An 18,351-nucleotide genomic window follows, 5' to 3' on the forward strand; every position below is an offset into this window, starting at 1 on the left:
TCTTCTGCAGGCGGCTGAAAAACAAATTACCCGTTTGAAGCATATCGCAGCCAAAAGACTAACTTTCCAAGAGCTTCACAATTCCCATTAAAGCTGCTTCGGTAGTCTGTACGCGAACCGATTGACGATCGCCGTCAAACAGGAACTTTTGCGAAACAACTTCTTCCTGACCGCGAATAGCCCATGCCAGCCAAACGGTGCCGACCGGTTTGTCCGGTGTACCGCCGCCCGGCCCGGCAATCCCGCTACAGGCAACGCTGACACTGGCGTGCGACTGCTGCAAAGCACTCAAAGCCATCTCCTCGACACACGCTTTGCTGACTGCACCTTTGGTCTGCAGGGTCGTTTCCTTAACCCCGAGCATTTCCCGCTTGGACTCATAACTATAAGTAATATAAGCGCGATCAAACCAGGCGGTACTGCCACCGATAGACGTCAAGGCCTCGGCAATCATGCCTCCTGTACAGGATTCTGCGGTGACAACCACTGCATTATGCGCTTTCAGCCGACCGCCGACTTCGGTCATAAGAGTCTCAAATTGCATCTTTTTCCTCACCATTTCATCGCTTGACCCGGCTCCGCAGGAAACGGAACGCCGATTGCATACGACAAGCGTTTGCTATCCCTTTAAATATCGCCTAGCATACTCTTTTTTCGGTCTCTTTAAAACCAATCGAAGCTACGGACTGCAATGACACAAAACACGCACACCCCGATGATGCAGCAATATCTTGCCATCAAAGCGCAAAATCCGGACTATTTGCTGTTTTATCGCATGGGCGATTTTTACGAACTTTTCTACGACGACGCGCAAAAAGCCGCCAAATTGCTGGATATTACCCTGACGGCACGCGGGAAATCAGGCGGTGCACCGATTCCAATGGCCGGGATTCCGCATCACGCATCGGAATCCTATCTTGCCAAACTAGTCAAACTCGGCGAATCAGTGGCGATTTGCGAACAGATCGGCGACCCGGCTACCAGTAAAGGACCGGTCGAACGTAAAGTCGTGCGCATTATCACTCCGGGAACTCTGGTTGAAGAAGCGCTGCTGGAAGAGCGTAGCGAAAATTTATTGGCTGCAATCCACCAAGATCGAAACGACTTTGCCATCGCTTATCTGGATGCCGCCAGCGGTCGTTTTGAAACCACCCAGCTAAACACTCTGGATGCGCTGATCGGAGAACTTGAACGCTTAAAGCCGAGCGAATTGCTGGTGGCAGATGCTTCCGAACTCGCCGAGCAGCTGCCGCCTTCTGTGCGCAGCACCACTACTTTGCGCAACTACCCGCACTGGCACTTTGACAGTGAAAGCGGCCGCAAGCGCCTGATCGAACAGTTCGGAACCCAGGATTTACGCGCTTTCGGTTGCGAAGACAAAGCATGCGTCATCAGTGCCGCCGGAGCGATTCTGCATTACGCTCAAAGTATGCTGCAGAACAGCCTGCCGTATATTACCGGACTGCACTACTACCGAACCGACCGCGTTCTGGTCATGGATCCAACCAGTCGCCGTAACTTGGAAATCGATCAGAATTTGAGTGGCGGCCAACACAATACCCTGTTGTCGATTCTCGACAAAACCGCTACGCCGATGGGCAGCCGCCTGTTGCGCCGCTGGCTTAATCAGCCGCTGCAATACAGCGATGAATTAATTCATCGCCAAGATGCCGTCGAAACGCTTTTCAATTCCTTAATCGAAGAGGAACTTCGCAGTCTGCTAAAACAGATCGGCGATATGGAACGTATTCTGAGTCGTGTGGCTCTGAACTCCGCTCGTCCGCGTGATTTGCAACAGCTAGGCCGCGCTTTCAACAGCCTGCCCCAACTGCAATCACTGCTGAAACCGATGGAAGCGCAGCGTTTGAACGAGTTGGCAGGCAACGCCGGTAAATACCCGCATTTAGCCGAATTGCTGGAAAAAGCGATTATCGATAACCCACCGGTGTTGTTGCGTGACGGCGGAGTGATTGCCGAAGGTTACGACGCCGAACTGGATGAACTGCGCAATCTGAAACATCAGGCCGGCGACTACCTGCTGCAACTGGAAGCCCGAGAGCGTGAACGCACCGGCATCAGCACCTTGAAAGTCGGTTACAACCGGGTACACGGTTACTATATCGAAATCACTAAGGCACACTCCGATTCAGTACCTGCGGAATATATTCGTCGCCAGACACTGAAAAATCAGGAACGCTATATTCTCCCCGAACTGAAAGAATTTGAGGACAAAATCCTCAGCGCCGGTGAAAAAGCACTGGCCAGAGAAAAATGGCTTTATCAGCAGTTACTGGATAAACTCAACGACGAACTGCGCGCCCTGCAAGCTAGTGCGCAAGCCTTGTCGGAACTGGATGTACTCAACAACCTTGCCCAACAAGCACGGTTGCTGAACCTGTGCCGTCCGCAACTGACACAAACGCCGGGCATACAGATAAAACAGGGACGCCATCTGACGGTCGAAGCACTCTCTTCGGAACCCTTTATCCCCAATGATATCGACTTCGGTGATCAGCGCCGCCTGCAGATTGTAACCGGGCCGAATATGGGCGGTAAATCGACTTTTATGCGCCAAACTGCTCTAATCACTCTGATGGCTTTTATCGGCAGTTTCGTCCCCGCGGAAACAGCCGAAATCGGCCCGGTCGATCGTATTTTCACCCGTATCGGAGCCTCGGACGATCTGACTTCCGGACGCTCAACCTTTATGGTAGAGATGACCGAAACCGCCAATATCCTGTTGCATGCCAGCGAACGCTCTTTGATTCTGATGGACGAGGTCGGCCGCGGCACCTCGACTTTCGACGGTCTGGCATTGGCACTGGCCATTGCCGAACATATCGCCACTCGCGTAAAAGGTTACTGTCTGTTTGCGACCCACTATTTTGAGTTGACCGCACTGGCCGATCGTTTCGACAACACAGTCAATATCCATCTGGACGCTATCGAGCATCAGGATAAGATCGTGTTTCTGCATCAGGTTCACGAAGGTCCGGCGTCACAGAGCTACGGCCTGCAAGTCGCCTCCCTGGCCGGAGTACCCAAAAGCGTGATTAAAGCAGCCAAAGCCCATCTGCATCAGTTGGAAAACCAGAGTGTTGCCCAGCAGCAAAACACTCAACCATCCGGCAATCCGATACAACAATTCGATCTGTTCACTGCTCCAGATCCGCATTTGGAGGCACTCCAACAGCGTTTGCAGGAGATCGACCCGAATGATCTTTCTCCACGTCAAGCGCTGGAGATACTGTTCGAACTCAAACAGTTCGAATCGCAAAGCGATTAGTAACGAGCCAATCAGGCACAAGGAATTCCCATGCAACAAGCGATGATTGCCGATATCGACAATTCAAACTTTCAGGAACTGGTACTTGCCGCCTCGTCGCGCTTCCCGGTTTTTTTGCACTTCTGGTCACCTCACAACCCAGCGAGCCTGGAAGCAAACCGAATCCTTGAAGAGCTGGCGCAACGCTATGCCGGCAAATGGATTCTGGCTAAATTAAACACCGCCGCTCAAAGCGAATTAAGCCAGCGTTTCGGTACTCTGCAAACACCGCAAATCAGGATCATTGAAGACGCGACAGCCGTTCAGCAGATCGATGGTTTGCAAAGTAAAGTGGAATATCAGACTCTGATCGAAGAGTATATTAATCCTGATCCATCGGAGGTTCTGCGCAAGCAGGCAGCGCAAGCCTATGCGCAGGGCAATGCCGAATTAACGGAAAACAAGCTGAAACAAGCTATTCAGGCTAATCCGGATAACGATAAATCCCATCTCGATCTGACTCAGCTTTACTTCCGCCTCGGACGCATCGAAGAAGCTCGGCAACTGTTCGAAGCGCTTCCCGAGAGCAGCCGCCAAACACCGCAAGGCAAGTTTATCTCGGGCTTGATACACTTTCAGGAAGTCGCCGGAACCCTTCCCGATACAAGCGAAATTCAACAGCGCATTCAAATTTCCCAAGATGACGGAGACGCGCTTTTTGCCCTCAGCGGCTATCTGCTGATCAACAACCATGCGGAAAAGGCATTGCAAACCCTGCTGAAGCTGTATGAGCTGGAGAAAGACGGTGATAATAATCGAGCTCAACAGTCCCTATTGAAAGCTTTTGAAATGCTCGATGCTTCGGCACCGCAACTGGTTGCGAATTATCGAAGAAAATATCAAAACCTGCTCTATTAAACTAGATACAATTTAGTGAGGCGCTTTCCGCCTCGAAGAGACTGAGGTGGAAAGTGAATTCAAATCTAAAAAAATAAAAATATCCACTCATTAGAGGATCAAGGAGCATTTGTGGAACTTAAAAACGGTGAGAACAGTTACGGCGTAATCAGCCGCGCCAACCATTGGATATCGGCATTCCTATTTATCGGTTTGGTTATTTTAGGCATTTACATGCATGAACTGGATAAAGGCCCTGAAAAGACCGAACTTTATGCGCTGCATAAGTCTTTGGGAATCGGACTGTTTATGCTGATGATTCTGCGTCTGGTGTGGCTCAAAGTCAGCCCAAACCCGGAACAGCTTTCCAAAACCAAGTTTGAACACATTCTGGGACATGCAGTAAAAGGCATTCTCTACTTAGCCATGCTGATTCTGCCGATTTCCGGTTGGGTCATGTCCAACTCCGGCGGCCATCCGGTTGCTTTCTTTGACCTTTTCACCTTACCGACCATCGTTGGCGAAAATCACGATATTCACGAAATCGCCGAAGAAGTTCACGAAATCGGTAAATGGATGCTGCTGATCATCCTGCTGCATGTTGCCGGCGCTTTAAAACACCATATTGTTTATAAAGACTCGACTCTGCTAAGAATGCTGGGACGCAAATAACTATCTCCGTCCAACCTCTCTCTTTTCCCTTCAGGAGAGAGGAACAAACTAATTCACGAAAACGAATACTCTGAAAATTATGTTAATTGATCAATTGAAAAATACTCTATGTCTGGGCATTGCAGGTAATTTTGCCGGCCATTTGGAACAGGCCGGAGAAACACCGGACTTTGTTAATGTAAAAACGCTGAGTACCACTGCGCCAAAAGGCATATTTCCATATTATGTGCCGGGCAGCGATCAGCAGATCGGCGTTTTTCCTTTGGCAAGTGATTGCATCCGATACCCGCAGGATCTGGCGGAAAATGCTCACCTGCAGGCCGAACCGGAAGTGTGCGTTTTATTCGACGTTCACTACGAATTCGGAAAGATCAGTGACTTAAAGCCAAAATTGTTTGCGGCTTTCAACGACTGCTCGATCCGCAAACCGGGGGCAAAAAAGATCAGCGAGAAGAAAAATTGGGGACCGGATACAAAAGGAATTTCATCAACGTTTCTGCCGATTACCAATCTCAATCCCGGCTGCGAACTCGATCAGTTCCGGATTGCCTCATTTTTGCAGCGTGATGGCAAAGTAAATGCTTACGGTAACGATAGCGCGGTATGCAGTTACTCTTACTTTCATGATCAACTTCTGGAATGGATGGTCGATAAATTAAACCATCAGGCCGACTTCGGACCTTTGGAAAACCTGAACCAGATCATTCACCAATGCGCCTTTCCGAAGCAGATCATGATCAGTTTCGGCGCGACCACCTATACCGAATTCGGTGAAAGTGTATTTTTACAACCCGGCGACACCATCTCTATTTATGTCTATGACGCCGAAGTCCATACTCCTGAACAAATCAGTGCACATGCACACGGCGAAGAGATTGAACTTGCCGGTTGCTCGCTTCTGAAGCAGGAGATTGTTTAAGGAGGAACATAAAATGGCAACTGGAGACAACTACCGACAAGAAGAAATCGACCGGGTCAAAACCTGGCTGGAGCAGGTCGTTATCGGCTTGAATTTGTGTCCCTTCGCCAAGCATCCTTATCAAAGAGGCCAGGTGCATTTTGTTGTCAGTCTCGCAGAGGATGAAGAAACCCTTTTGCAAGACCTGCTATATGAGTGCCGTGATCTGAAACACATGAGTCCAAAGGATCGTGACACTACTCTGATCATCATCCCGGAAATACTGCAGGAGTTCGACGACTTCAACAACTTCCTCGACTGGAGCGACGCTTTACTCTATCAGCAGGGATGGCGCGGCGTTTTTCAAATCGCAACCTTCCATCCCGACTATCATTTCGCCCATACCGAAGGCCACGATGCCGACAACCTCACCAATCGTGCCCCTTTGCCAATCCTGCATATTCTGCGCGAAGACAGTGTGGAAAGAGCGCTTGAACTCTATCCTGACGATCCGGAAACGATTTTCCGACGGAACATCGAAACCGTTCGCAACCTTACTTTCAAACAGAAACGCGAGCTCTTTCCTTATTTGGCGTTCAACGCCAGCGAAATAAATCAGGACGATTAAGGTCCACTAAACCAAATAGAACGGATAAACCCACAAGGAGCCGGCTATGCTGTCAAAAACCACTCGAATCCTCTTAGCTTCCATTTTTGCCCTATTCACCTCCTTTGCCGTACAGGCCGACGGCGCCATTCCGCAAGCGAAAAACTTGCAAACCCTGGGTCAGAAAGCCTTACAAAAGAATATTCCGATCGCAATTCTCTTCGCCTCGCAAGGGCTGAAATCCACGCAAAACCTTAAAGATCTGGCATTAGATCCGATCGTGATGTCCGGCGAACTGGACGACAAAGTTATTTTTACCGAACTGCACCCGAATGACGGCAACAGTACGATCGACTTCTACGGTGAGAAAACCGCCAACAGCGAATTCAAGCAGATCTACAATCTAACCAGCCTCCCGGTAGTAATTTTCGTTAACGGTGAGGGTGATCAAATAGCACCTCCTCTGCTATCCGGTGCTTACGATTTCTACTACCACTACTTCAAACAACATCTCGAGCAAGCGCAAAAGCAGCTCGACAGTCAGTAAACCATCAGCCCAACGTCATTGCAAAAAGCCCGATTTGATCTATTCACCGGGCTTTTTTACCTTCTCACAAAATAAGCTCACCAAGACGCACCGCAATTTACATTACAGAAGACTGGTCTTTATCAATAACCTTTATAAATAAAATGTAATTTTTTTACATTTATTATTGACACGTCATAAATCCTTGTTTATTATGAGATCCAACAAATGGAAAAAACTTCCATTTTTAATAAAAATTACTTTGCCGATCAATTTGAATTGGCTTGATACAAAAAAGGAATAAGTTCATGAAAAAAATGCTTCTAGCCGCACTACTGACTTTCGGTGTTACAACTGCTGCATCCGCTCACCACATGTCAGCGAACGATGATGCGGGAATTTACATTCCTGAGTGGTCTCCACACCTATTGATGGAATTTTAAGAACAACGCTTAATCAAACTCTCAGAACAGTAAAAAGGATTAAACCATGAAAAAAATGCTTCTAGCCGCACTACTCACTTTCGGTGTTGCAACTGCTGCTTCCGCTCACCACATGTCAGCGAACGATGATGCGGGAATTTACATTCCTGAATGGTCTCCACACTTGTTGATGGAATTCTAAGAACGAATATTGATTTATAAAGACTTTCAAGTATTGTAAAAAGGATTAAACCATGAAAAAAATGCTTCTAGCTGCTCTACTAACTCTAGGTGTTTCTACCGCTGCGTCTGCCCACCATATGGCTGAATACGACGATGCCGGTATCTATATTCCTGAATGGTCACCGCACCTGTTGATGGAGTTCTAATTCCGCTCTTTCTCAAAAGTACGTCTATAAAAAAAGCCCGCTGAGGAATTCCTAAGCGGGCTTTTTTACTTTGCGGAAAACAAAAAGAAAACAGAAAATCAGGCTTCCTGCTTTTCCAGATAGGACTCATAGTCGCCGCGATAATCTTCGATCCCATCTTCTTTCATCACCAGAACACGGGTTGCAATCGAAGAAACGAACTCTCGGTCATGCGAAACGAAAATCACCGTCCCAGGATAGTTTTCCAACGCCATATTCAACGACTCGATCGACTCCATATCCAAATGGTTGGTCGGTTCATCCATAATCAACACATTCGGTTTCTGCATCATCAGCTTGCCGAACAGCATACGTCCCTGTTCGCCCCCGGACAGAACTTTGACCGATTTGCCGATCTCCTTTTGCGAGAACAGCAAGCGTCCTAAAATGGCACGAACCGCCTGTTCATCGTCGCCTTCCTGCTTCCACTGACTCATCCAATCCAAAAGGCTCAAGTCTTCGGCAAAGTCCGCCGCGTGATCCTGAGCGTAATAACCGATTTTGACGTTTTCCGACCACTTGACCACACCGGAAGTCAATTCGGTATCACCGACCAGACATTTCAGGAAAGTAGTTTTCCCGATCCCGTTACCCCCGATTACCGCCAGGCGCTCTTCGACTTCCAGCATCATACTGAAATCTTTGATCACTTCATTATCACCGTCGGTTTCATCGCGATAGGTTTTCGACAGATGCTCGATCTCCAATGCCAGACGGAACAGTTTTTTCTCCTGCTCGAAACGGATAAACGGGTTAACACGGCTGGATGGTTTAACTTCCTCCAACTGAATTTTATCGATCAACTTGGCGCGTGAAGTCGCCTGCTTGGCCTTGGAAGCGTTCGCCGAGAAACGGCTGACGAAGGTTTTCAATTCGTTGATCTGCGCCTGCTTCTTGGCGTTATCCGCCAATAGACGTTCGCGAGCCTGAGTCGAAGCGACCATATACTCGTCGTAATTTCCTGGGTAGATGCGTAGAGAACCATAATCCAAATCCGCCATGTGCGTACAGACACTGTTCAGGAAGTGGCGGTCGTGGGAGATGATAATCATTGTACTTTTGCGTTCGTTCAGAACGTTTTCCAGCCAACGAATGGTATCGATATCCAAGTTGTTGGTCGGCTCGTCCAGCAGCAGAATATCCGGATCGGCAAACAGTGCCTGCGCCAGAAGTACACGCAGCTTCCAGCCCGGCGCCACTTCGCTCATAGGACCATAGTGCTGTTCAACGGGAATGCCGACACCGATCAGCAGTTCACCGGCACGCGACTCGGCGGTGTAGCCGTCCATCTCACCGAATTTGACTTCCAGATCGGCAACCAGCATGCCTTCTTCTTCGGACATTTCCGCCAAACCGTAGATGCGGTCACGTTCTTTTTTGACTTCCCACAGTTCCGGCTGACCCATGATAACCGTGTCGACGACCGAGAAGGCTTCATATGCAAACTGATCCTGTTTCAGTTTTCCCAGGCGCTCATCCGGATCGAGGGACACGGTTCCACCGGTTTGTTCCAGATCACCACCGAGAATTTTCATCAGCGTCGACTTTCCGCAGCCGTTCGCACCGATTAAACCGTAACGGTTACCCTCGCCGAATTTGACTGAAATGTCTTCGAAAAGCGGCTTTTCACCAAACTGCATGGTGATATTTGCGGTTGATAACACTTTGAAATCCTTTCTATTTAAATAAGTCTTGCCAATAAATTGGGCGTATTCTGGCATAAATGGCGGCAAAAAACGAGCAAACCGCCCAAATAGGGTAAAACAAAAAGCAAAAAGCCCCACCGGATCACTCCGACAGGGCCTTCTGGAACGAATTGATTCCTTAACGAAACCTTATACGACTTCCGCCAGCAGGGTATTCATCCGTTTAATAAACGCTGCCGGTTCTTCGAGCTGGTCGCCTTCGGCTAATTGTGCCTGCTCCAACAGGAACAGCGACCACTCTTTGACTTTGCCTTCATCGTCCATCGCATCCAGTTTTTTGACCAGAATATGATCCGGATTCAACTCAAGTACCGGCTTCTGCTTCGGAACGCTTTGTCCTAGCTGTTCCATCATGCGCGCCATATGTGCCGACATATCACCTTCGGCATTCACCACACAGGCTGGAGAATCGGTTAAGCGATGCGTGATCTTAACATCGGAAACATTCTCCTCGATCGCTTTTTTGACCTTTTCGGTCAGGGCTTCACGCGCTTTTTTGTCCTCTTCAGACAGCTCCGCTTCCGCCTCGTCCTCGAACTCTTTCAGATCGGCAGAAGTAATCGATTTGAGCTGCTTGCCTTCAAATTCATGCAGATGCGAAACCAGCCATTCGTCGATACGGTCAGACAACAACAGGACTTCGATGCCTTTCTTGCGGAACATTTCCAGATGAGGGCTGCCTTTCGCGGCAGCATGCGTATCGGCTACGATGAAATAAATCGCTTCCTGACCTTCCTGCATGCGATCAATGTACTCCTGCAGGGAAATACGCTGCTCGGCTTTATCGTCTTGTGTCGACGCAAAACGCAGCAGTGCCGCGATCTTATCTTTATTGGCAAAGTCTTCGACAACCCCTTCTTTCATCACCTGACCGAACTGATCCCAGAAGGTGTTGTAGTCATCCTGTTCTTCCGCTTTGGCCATTTTGCCCAATTGATCCAGAACACGCTTAACGGAAGCGGCACGAATCTTATCGACCACCTTGTTGCTTTGCAGAATCTCACGCGATACGTTCAGAGGCAAGTCGGCCGAATCGATAACCCCGCGCACAAACCGCAGATAAGTCGGCATCAGGTGTTCGGCGTCATCCATGATGAATACGCGCTTCACATACAATTTCAAACCGTAGCGGCGCTCGCGATCATACAGATCGAACGGCGCCTGCTTGGGAATATACAGCAAAGAGGTGTATTCCAGTGTCCCTTCTACTTTATTGTGGATGTGTGTTAAAGGCTCGTTAAAATCGTGCGAGATGGTCTGATAGAAATTGGTGTAATCTTCATCGCTCAATTCCGACTTCGGCTGGGTCCATAAAGCGGTTGCCTTATTCACCTTCTCCCAGTCATCGGTCACTTTTTCTTCTTTGGCTTCTTCATCCCACTCGGTCTTTTTCATCTGAATCGGGAAGTTAATATGATCCGAATAGGTGGTAATGATGTTTTTCAGACGGAAATTATCCAGAAACTCGTCCATGTCCTCTTTCAGATGCAAAGTAATCGAGGTTCCCTTAGCGGCTTTCTCGACGGTTTCCAGCGTATATTCGCCTTCGCCCTTCGACACCCAGCGCGTCCCTTCGGCGGCGTCGGTTCCCGCTTTACGGGTTTCCAGTGCAACTTCGTCGGCAACGATAAACGAGGAATAGAAACCGACCCCGAATTGGCCGATCAGATTGGAATCCTTGGCTTGATCGCCTGTCAGGCTCTCAAGGAATTTTTTGGTACCGGAGTTGGCAATGGTTCCGATATTGGCGATGACTTCATCGCGGGTCATACCGATACCGTTATCGCTGATAGTCACGGTACGCGCGCTTTTATCGAAATCGATGGAAATCGCCAGTTCGTCCTCGCCCTCGTTTAAACTATCGTCGGACACCGCCTGGAATCGCAGTTTATCCAAGGCGTCGGAGGCGTTGGACACCAATTCACGCAAGAAAATTTCTTTATTCGAATACAGAGCGTGAATCATTAATTTAAGCAGTTGATTGACTTCGGTTTGAAACGCATGGGTTTCGGCTGCACTCATGGTTTATTCTCCACTATTGCTAACTATTAGATTAAATCGATTGGTTACAGAAGCTGCCGAAGCAACTTCGTAAAATTTCAGGCTTCGGTTTGAATAGTGACGAGCAAAAATGTTTTCAAGTCCGAAAACGAAAAAAGCACGGAAAAATCCGTGCTTTTTACATCATCAGCCTATTCAGGCTTTGCCAAGAAAGCGTGACGATTACATGTCGCCTGCGACCGCAGTTTCAACTTTTTTATTGTTGGCAACCGCTGTCAAAGCTGCGGTAATATCGTCAGGAGCGCTCATGATACTCATGAAGCTGCCCGAACCTGCCATAGACAAACTTGGCCAGTTGATCGCAATACGGAATTTACCGTTCAAGGCTACAACCTTGCCGTCGACAACTAGAATTTCATATGGGAAATGCGCTGCGTGCGAATATTTAGTGGCCGAATCGATCTGTTTTCTGATATTCGCATCCGAACCTTCTTTGTAGTTCAGTGCAACGCCGAAGACGCTCATGTTCTTGCCTGGGATATCGATACGGTAAACTTTCTCCGCACCGCCACGCTTGGCGCTTAGACCGGCCTCCACTGCTTTAACCGCTTCGCCGTAAGAACCGTATTTCGCCAAATCGTCGGTATCGTCAAAGTATGGCATTGCAAACATGTAGTGGTAGTCACGCAGATCATCCGCCGAAATCGCTTCTTTGGCACCAAACTCATTCTGCTTGCCTAGAGCTTTCTCCATTGCCGCTTGTACTGGCTTGATGTCGCCTTCCATACGGTAAGCGTTAAACTGATAAGTCGGATTGGTGTAACTTACTTCGACTTTGCCGCCTTTATTGACGACAGCAACACGTTCCATAGCGCCGAAACCACCGTTCTCAGACTTGCCGGCCATGCTTTTCAAAGCGCCGTTCGTTACCACGATGACATTGGAGTTGGCATCCGGAGCATAGCTGCCGACCACTTCGAAACCGTTTTGTTTCAAAGCCGCGGTCGCTTTTGCAGAAGCATCCGCAACACTTGAGCCATCGGTATTACCCATGACGAACGGCTTATAGTCGGCAAATGCCGCAAACGGCATCAGACCCAAGCTCGCACACAAGACGCCCTTACGTAGAATTGATTGGATGTTTTTCATAACTATAACCTCCCCTGATAGGTTTTTATCTGTCTTTGTTTTTATTTCTTCGTTGTCGAAGTTGGGGGCTATTGTTATAAAATTTTCTTAATTTAAAAACCTAAAGTTTTTTATGTCGGAATAAGACCGGACTAATATAAGTAAACAGTGAAATTTAAAATAGTTCGAATTCATCGGCCTCGGATTCCACAGGCTGATGCATTCTGGCGCGCATGCGATCTTTCATAATTTCAATCGCTTCGTCGGACGGTATATGCTGATCAAAAATCAGTTCAAATAACTCCTCTTCTTCACGCATGGTCGTGCCTTTGCGCACACTGGCTTTGAAAGCTTCCCACTCTTCTGCACTCTTTACGCGCATCTCGTGCGAAACAATTTCCGCAAGCCCGGAAAGACCGTAAGAGACATGCTCCAAGCGCTGACTCAGCTTATCGTAAAACTGAAAGGCAATGATCGCCTGCTGCATCTTGGCCGCCAGAACCTCGGCCTGAGTGAGCAAAGCATTCTTAAGCGAGGTTTCCTCATCCGAAATATCCTGACGCAACCCCTTACCGAGTTCTTGAATATGTTCTATGTGCTGCGACATATAGGAAAATGAATCAATCAAGGCATTAACCGAATTGTCTCCCTCGGTAATCGACAGATCAATTTGTGCTACCGAGAGATTCAAAACCAGAATCGTCTGTTGAACTTCTTTGGAACCAAGCGTGAAGTTTTCGGCAATCGCATGCATATTGGTTTTCCTTATTTATTTATCGTGTTGCTATTGATTTTATGCAGGCGTTTTGTGACCGCTTAAAATTTCATTGATATCCAGAATCAGCGACACGGTTCCATCACCTAAGATTGTCGCACCGGCAATACCATCAACTTTCATAAAGTTGCTTTCCAAACTCTTAATCACCACTTGCTGTTGACCGAGTAGATCGTCGACAAATACCCCTGCTCTTTGACCACTTGCTTCCACAACAACCAGAAGACCATCCTGCAAATTTTCGCGGGCATCCGCTACCGCCATTTTGCGATGCAGGCGAATCACCGGGATATAGGTATCACGCAATTTATACAATTCCGCGCCACCGGCAATGCCTTTGACACTGACCGGATCGACCTGAATCGACTCGATAATCGATACCAGAGGAAAAACAAAAGTCTGACTGCCGACAGTACACAGCTGACCATCTAGGATCGCCAACGTCAACGGCAGACGAATGGTAAAGACGCTCCCCTCTCCCAGGCGGGTTTCGACCTCGACCGAACCGCCTAAACTGCGGATGTTACGTCGCACGACATCCATCCCGACACCACGTCCGGATATATCGCTAACCACCTCCGCTGTCGAAAAACCGGGATGGAAAATCAGATCGATGATTTCTTGTTCATTCAAACCGTGATCGGCTTCAATCACGCCTTTTTCAATCGCCTTCTGTTCGATTTTCGCCGCATTGATTCCTGCGCCGTCATCGCTGATCTGAATCAGGATGCTGCCGCCTTGATGATAAGCAGATAACTTGACGGTTCCGGTCTCGTCTTTACCGGCCTGCAAACGCGCGTCTGGGCCTTCGATTCCGTGGTCAATCGAGTTTCGTACAATGTGCACCAGAGGATCGGTCAACTGCTCCAGCATGGTTTTATCCAGCTCGGTGCCTTCCCCTTCCATCACCAGATTGATTTTCTTGCCGAGCTTTTGACTGACATCATGCACAATTCGCGGCATACGGTTAAAAGCGAAACTCACCGGCAACATGCGGATATTCATTACGCTTTCCTGAAGCTCTCTGGTATGGCGTTCAAGATGGTTCAAGCCCTCTTTCAGCTTATCGACCCAATCATGATTACCTTCTTGAGCGCCCTGTTCAGCCTGATCGCCGAATTGGCTTAACATCGACTGAGTAATAACCAGTTCGCCAACCAGATTCACCAGTTGATCGATTTTGCTCAAGTCGACACGGATCGACCCTTCCGGCTTGCTTGAAGACTGCGGGGCGGCTTTTTTCTCCGCTTTCTTAGGAGTAGCGGGAACTGCCTGAATGACCGGCTTGCCGACAACTTCCTCCTGAGGAATCTTTTCCGCAACCTCGACTGCCGGCTCTGTTTCGGCTTGCGTATCAGAAACGTCCATTTCTTTGATATGAATGGTCGCACCATCGCCATCGATCCACTCAAAGACCTCCTGAACATCTTCCAAGGTGGCGTGATCACTTTGCAGAGTCAACTGCCAGCTTAAATACAGTGATTCAGGGTCAAAAGCGTCAAACTCCGGCAGTTCATCGTTTTTAAGCTCAACCGTCAGGTCACCGAGCGTTTCCAGCTCTCGAAAAATTCGCAGGGGTTCATTGCCGGTTTTAAGCAGTTCAGCTTCGGGAATCAAATCAATTTGCCAGGTTTTGACACCACTTGCACTTGCACTTGCAGCTTCCATACTTTCCTGAACGGCTTCTAAGCTCGATCCTCCGCCGAGAATCGCTTCCAGTTGATTTTGAACTTCCTGAGCTCTATCCAGATCAACCTCTTCATGATTTTTCAGGCGCGTTAACATATCGCGCAAAACATCCACCGCCTGCAACAAGGCCTGTTGAGACTCAACGGTGACTTCACGCGTACCATCACGCATTTCATCCAGCAAGGTTTCCAAAACATGGGTAAAGCCGGCAATTTCGCTGAAACCGAAAGTACCGCTTCCGCCTTTTATTGAGTGGGCGGCACGGAAAATTTCATTGATTTTTTCGTTATCAGGAATTCCGGTCGGCAGCTCTAACAGGCCAGCCTCCATGACATCCAAGCCTTCAAAACTTTCTTCAAGATAGGTTTGGCGAAAGGTTTCCATCATATCCATAGAGTTTAATCCTCAGAAGAGTTCGACATCGCCTTCAATCGGTTTCGATTCAATGCGATGAATATAATTATTTTCCTGTTCAGCCAGCGTACGATTGTGCATGGCGTTAAGTCGGCGCACTCTCACTCGTCCGTCGGCCGGGTAATAGAGCACTTTTCGCGGATAGATATCGCCAATATCCTGCGAAACCAAATTAAATCCTTCGGTGTAAACATAGTCGAATGCAAAGCCGATGTTGTACCAGCCGATGTTATTCATCGCACCCATAATGCGTCCGCCGCCAAAAAGCTTGAACTCCAGACGGTTTCGCTTAGCGCCGATCGCCAAAAGCGCATTTACCAAGTTTTCCATTGCGTAGTTACCATAACGGTTGGCGTCCGAAAGTTCGGTCGGATTCTGACTTAACTTACGATCCACCGGCAGCATAAAATGATTCATACCTCCTACCCCGGCTATCGGATCACGTACACAAGCCGAGATGCAGGAACCCAATACGGTTTCAATTCGTTCATTCGCCCTTGTGACGTAAAATTCGCCCGGTAAAATTTTCACGGTTTCGATGCCTTCGATCGGATCCGTACTTCTTTGCATATGCTTTAATCGTCTGTAAGTAGAGTTTGCTGTTTTTGTTCTTTCTGCTGAGCTCTACGCAATTTAAAAAACCCGCTGATTTGTGCACTGCACTGCGGCGCCAAGACTCCGCTGCCAACTTCCAATTGATGATTTAATCGCTCATCGCTCACCAGCTGATAGATTGACGTTATCGCACCGGTTCGCGGATCAGCGGCACCGTAGACAACCCTTTTGACCCTGGCATGAACCAGAGCACCTGCACACATCGGGCAGGGCTCCAAGGTGACATACAGAGTGGTCTCCGGCATGCGATAGTTTTCCAGCGCTCTGCCGGCGGCACGAATCGCCGTCATCTCGGCATGAGCAGTCGGATCGTTATTCTGAATCGGTTGATTCCAACCTTCGGCCAGCCACTGATCGTCAATTACCATAACGGCACCAACCGGAACTTCTCCAGTCGATTCGGCCTTTTTTGCTAAATTAATTGCATAGGCCATCCAAAACTCATCTTTTTCCTCTTGCGTCAGTCCCGGTGGACACTGCGGTTTTTGCAACACTTTTCGCTCCTGTAAACAAAAAAGGCTCTCCCGGAATACTCCTAGGAAAGCCTTTTAAAGTCAAAATTTTTGCTGGATTCAAACCAGAAAAATCACTGTATTGAAAACATCTATCAAAACCTTTCGGCCGACAAAGTTAGAGTATTTTCAGGACGAAATTACTCCCACTCAATGGTTGCCGGGGGTTTCGACGAGATATCGTAAGTCACACGCGAAATACGCGGAATCTCATTGATAATACGTCCGGAAACATGCTCCAGGAACTCATAAGGCAGATGCGCCCAGCGAGCAGTCATAAAGTCGATGGTTTCAACCGCACGCAGAGCGACAACGTAATCGTAACGACGCGCATCACCGACAACACCGACCGATTTCACGGGCAGGAAGACGGCAAAAGCCTGCGAGGTCTTATCGTATAGATCCCACTTGTGCAGTTCTTCAATAAAGATGTGATCCGCCAGACGCAAAATATCGGCGTACTCTTTTTTAACTTCGCCAAGGATGCGCACGCCAAGACCCGGTCCAGGGAACGGGTGACGGTATACCATCTTGTACGGCAAGCCCAAGGCGACACCCAGCTTACGAACCTCATCCTTAAACAGTTCGCGCAAAGGTTCGATCAGCGACATTTCCATATCCTCGGGCAAACCGCCGACATTATGATGCGACTTGATTACTTTTGCCTTGCCGGTTTTCGAACCGGCCGACTCAATAACATCCGGGTAGATGGTTCCTTGCGCCAGCCACTTGACGCCCTGCAACTTGGCAGATTCCGCATCAAACACTTCGATAAACTCGCGGCCGATAATCTTACGCTTCTCTTCCGGATCGGTTTTACCCTCCAAAGCGCTCATGAAACGTTCTTCGGAATCGGCACGAATCACGCGAATACCCATGTTTTCCGCAAACATCGCCATAACCTGATCGCCTTCCTGATAACGCAAAAGACCGTGGTCAACGAAAACACAAGTTAGCTGATCGCCGATCGCTTTATGCAGAAGCGCCGCAACGACAGAAGAGTCGACACCACCGGAAAGACCCAGCATCACCTGATCGGAACCGACCTGTTCGCGAATGCGTTTAATGCTGTCTTCAATAATGTTTTCGGTAGTCCAAAGCTTTTCACAACCACACAGTTCGACGACAAAACGCTCGATCATGCGCTTACCTTGTTTGGTGTGAGTTACTTCCGGGTGAAACTGAATTCCGTAAAAGTTTTTCTCTTCATTCGCCATACCGGCAATCGGGCAATTCGGTGTCGAGGCCATAAGCTTGAAACCATCCGGCAGCTGATCAACACGGTCACCGTGCGACATCCAAACATCCAACATGCCGAAGCCTTCCGGAGTCACTTCATCCTCGATATCGATCAAAAACTTGGTATGGCCGTGAGCACGAACCTGCGCATAACCGTATTCATGTTCCAGAGCATTGATAACCTGGCCGCCCAGCTGCTGCGCCATAGTCTGCATACCGTAACAGATCCCCAGAACCGGCACACCCAGATTGAAAACAATTTCCGGAGCAACCGGTGCATCATCACCGGTTACGGTTTCCGGGCCGCCGGAAAGGATAACCCCTTTGGCACCGAAAGCTTCAACATCCGCCGCGTCGATATCCCAAGGTTCGACTTCGCAGTAAACACCGATCTCACGAATTCGGCGCGCAATCAACTGGGTGTACTGAGAACCGAAATCCAGAATCAGGATACGGTGTTCATGAATATTGTGTTGCGACATAAAATCTATTCCAAAACTTATTCTTTAAAAACAGACAAGGCTCTTGCAGTAAACCCGCAAAAGCCTTGCCGAGAA

At 48.6% G+C, this 18,351-nt stretch carries 18 protein-coding genes; 9 read left to right on the forward strand and 9 right to left on the reverse strand.

Annotation, left to right across the window (positions count from 1 at the left end; all coding sequences use genetic code 11):
* Positions 1 to 58 precede the first annotated feature (58 nt).
* Positions 59 to 544, reverse strand: a complete 486-nt coding sequence (locus tag H8792_RS02095) for a CinA family protein (RefSeq protein ID WP_194947490.1) — start codon at positions 542 to 544, stop codon at positions 59 to 61.
* 147 nt (positions 545 to 691) lie between these two features.
* Between H8792_RS02095 and mutS the strand changes: the two genes are divergently transcribed.
* From mutS to H8792_RS12675, 9 genes are all read left to right on the forward strand, one after another.
* Positions 692 to 3,286, forward strand: coding sequence for a DNA mismatch repair protein MutS (mutS, locus tag H8792_RS02100; RefSeq protein ID WP_194947491.1), 2,595 nt, complete (start codon positions 692 to 694; stop codon positions 3,284 to 3,286).
* Between the two features lie 30 nt (positions 3,287 to 3,316).
* The gene (locus tag H8792_RS02105; RefSeq protein WP_194947492.1) at positions 3,317 to 4,183 is read left to right on the forward strand and encodes a tetratricopeptide repeat protein; all 867 of its coding nucleotides are present in this window, start codon (positions 3,317 to 3,319) and stop codon (positions 4,181 to 4,183) included.
* Positions 4,184 to 4,294: 111 nt separating this feature from the next.
* Positions 4,295 to 4,834 carry a cytochrome b gene (locus H8792_RS02110; protein ID WP_194947493.1) on the forward strand — a complete coding sequence of 180 codons (540 nt, stop codon included), beginning with the start codon at positions 4,295 to 4,297 and terminating at the stop codon, positions 4,832 to 4,834.
* 79 nt (positions 4,835 to 4,913) lie between these two features.
* The gene (locus H8792_RS02115; protein ID WP_194947494.1) at positions 4,914 to 5,753 is read left to right on the forward strand and encodes a DUF5718 family protein; all 840 of its coding nucleotides are present in this window, start codon (positions 4,914 to 4,916) and stop codon (positions 5,751 to 5,753) included.
* 13 nt (positions 5,754 to 5,766) lie between these two features.
* Positions 5,767 to 6,360: a DUF1415 domain-containing protein gene (locus H8792_RS02120; RefSeq protein ID WP_194947495.1), complete on the forward strand. Its 594-nt coding sequence runs from the start codon at positions 5,767 to 5,769 to the stop codon at positions 6,358 to 6,360.
* 46 nt (positions 6,361 to 6,406) lie between these two features.
* Positions 6,407 to 6,886, forward strand: a complete 480-nt coding sequence (locus H8792_RS02125) for a hypothetical protein (protein ID WP_194947496.1) — start codon at positions 6,407 to 6,409, stop codon at positions 6,884 to 6,886.
* A 287-nt stretch (positions 6,887 to 7,173) separates the two neighbouring features.
* Positions 7,174 to 7,308 carry a hypothetical protein gene (locus H8792_RS12665; protein ID WP_267463292.1) on the forward strand — a complete coding sequence of 45 codons (135 nt, stop codon included), beginning with the start codon at positions 7,174 to 7,176 and terminating at the stop codon, positions 7,306 to 7,308.
* A 46-nt stretch (positions 7,309 to 7,354) separates the two neighbouring features.
* Positions 7,355 to 7,489 carry a hypothetical protein gene (locus H8792_RS12670; protein WP_267463293.1) on the forward strand — a complete coding sequence of 45 codons (135 nt, stop codon included), beginning with the start codon at positions 7,355 to 7,357 and terminating at the stop codon, positions 7,487 to 7,489.
* Positions 7,490 to 7,541: 52 nt separating this feature from the next.
* Positions 7,542 to 7,676: a hypothetical protein gene (locus H8792_RS12675; RefSeq protein ID WP_267463294.1), complete on the forward strand. Its 135-nt coding sequence runs from the start codon at positions 7,542 to 7,544 to the stop codon at positions 7,674 to 7,676.
* A gap of 98 nt (positions 7,677 to 7,774) precedes the next feature.
* On the opposite strand, the gene H8792_RS02130 is transcribed toward H8792_RS12675, so the two are convergent.
* From H8792_RS02130 to guaA, 8 genes are all read right to left on the reverse strand, one after another.
* On the reverse strand, positions 7,775 to 9,379 hold the full coding sequence (locus tag H8792_RS02130) for an ABC-F family ATPase (RefSeq protein ID WP_194947497.1): 1,605 nt from the start codon (positions 9,377 to 9,379) through the stop codon (positions 7,775 to 7,777).
* Positions 9,380 to 9,550: 171 nt separating this feature from the next.
* On the reverse strand, positions 9,551 to 11,443 hold the full coding sequence (gene htpG, locus H8792_RS02135) for a molecular chaperone HtpG (protein WP_194947498.1): 1,893 nt from the start codon (positions 11,441 to 11,443) through the stop codon (positions 9,551 to 9,553).
* A 201-nt stretch (positions 11,444 to 11,644) separates the two neighbouring features.
* Complete coding sequence (locus tag H8792_RS02140; protein WP_194947499.1) at positions 11,645 to 12,571, reverse strand: hypothetical protein; 927 nt, start codon at positions 12,569 to 12,571, stop codon at positions 11,645 to 11,647.
* Positions 12,572 to 12,725: 154 nt separating this feature from the next.
* Positions 12,726 to 13,304, reverse strand: a complete 579-nt coding sequence (locus H8792_RS02145; protein ID WP_194947500.1) for a hypothetical protein — start codon at positions 13,302 to 13,304, stop codon at positions 12,726 to 12,728.
* A gap of 39 nt (positions 13,305 to 13,343) precedes the next feature.
* On the reverse strand, positions 13,344 to 15,407 hold the full coding sequence (locus H8792_RS02150; RefSeq protein WP_194947501.1) for a chemotaxis protein CheA: 2,064 nt from the start codon (positions 15,405 to 15,407) through the stop codon (positions 13,344 to 13,346).
* Between the two features lie 12 nt (positions 15,408 to 15,419).
* The gene (gene cheD / locus H8792_RS02155) at positions 15,420 to 15,998 is read right to left on the reverse strand and encodes a chemoreceptor glutamine deamidase CheD (RefSeq protein WP_194947502.1); all 579 of its coding nucleotides are present in this window, start codon (positions 15,996 to 15,998) and stop codon (positions 15,420 to 15,422) included.
* Positions 15,999 to 16,003: 5 nt separating this feature from the next.
* On the reverse strand, positions 16,004 to 16,537 hold the full coding sequence (tadA, locus tag H8792_RS02160; protein WP_324187585.1) for a tRNA adenosine(34) deaminase TadA: 534 nt from the start codon (positions 16,535 to 16,537) through the stop codon (positions 16,004 to 16,006).
* 158 nt (positions 16,538 to 16,695) lie between these two features.
* Positions 16,696 to 18,276 carry a glutamine-hydrolyzing GMP synthase gene (gene guaA / locus H8792_RS02165; RefSeq protein ID WP_194947503.1) on the reverse strand — a complete coding sequence of 527 codons (1,581 nt, stop codon included), beginning with the start codon at positions 18,274 to 18,276 and terminating at the stop codon, positions 16,696 to 16,698.
* Positions 18,277 to 18,351 lie beyond the last annotated feature (75 nt).

The organism is Thiomicrorhabdus heinhorstiae (assembly GCF_013391765.2).
In the GTDB taxonomy this organism is placed as follows: Bacteria; Pseudomonadota; Gammaproteobacteria; order Thiomicrospirales; family Thiomicrospiraceae; genus Thiomicrorhabdus; species Thiomicrorhabdus heinhorstiae.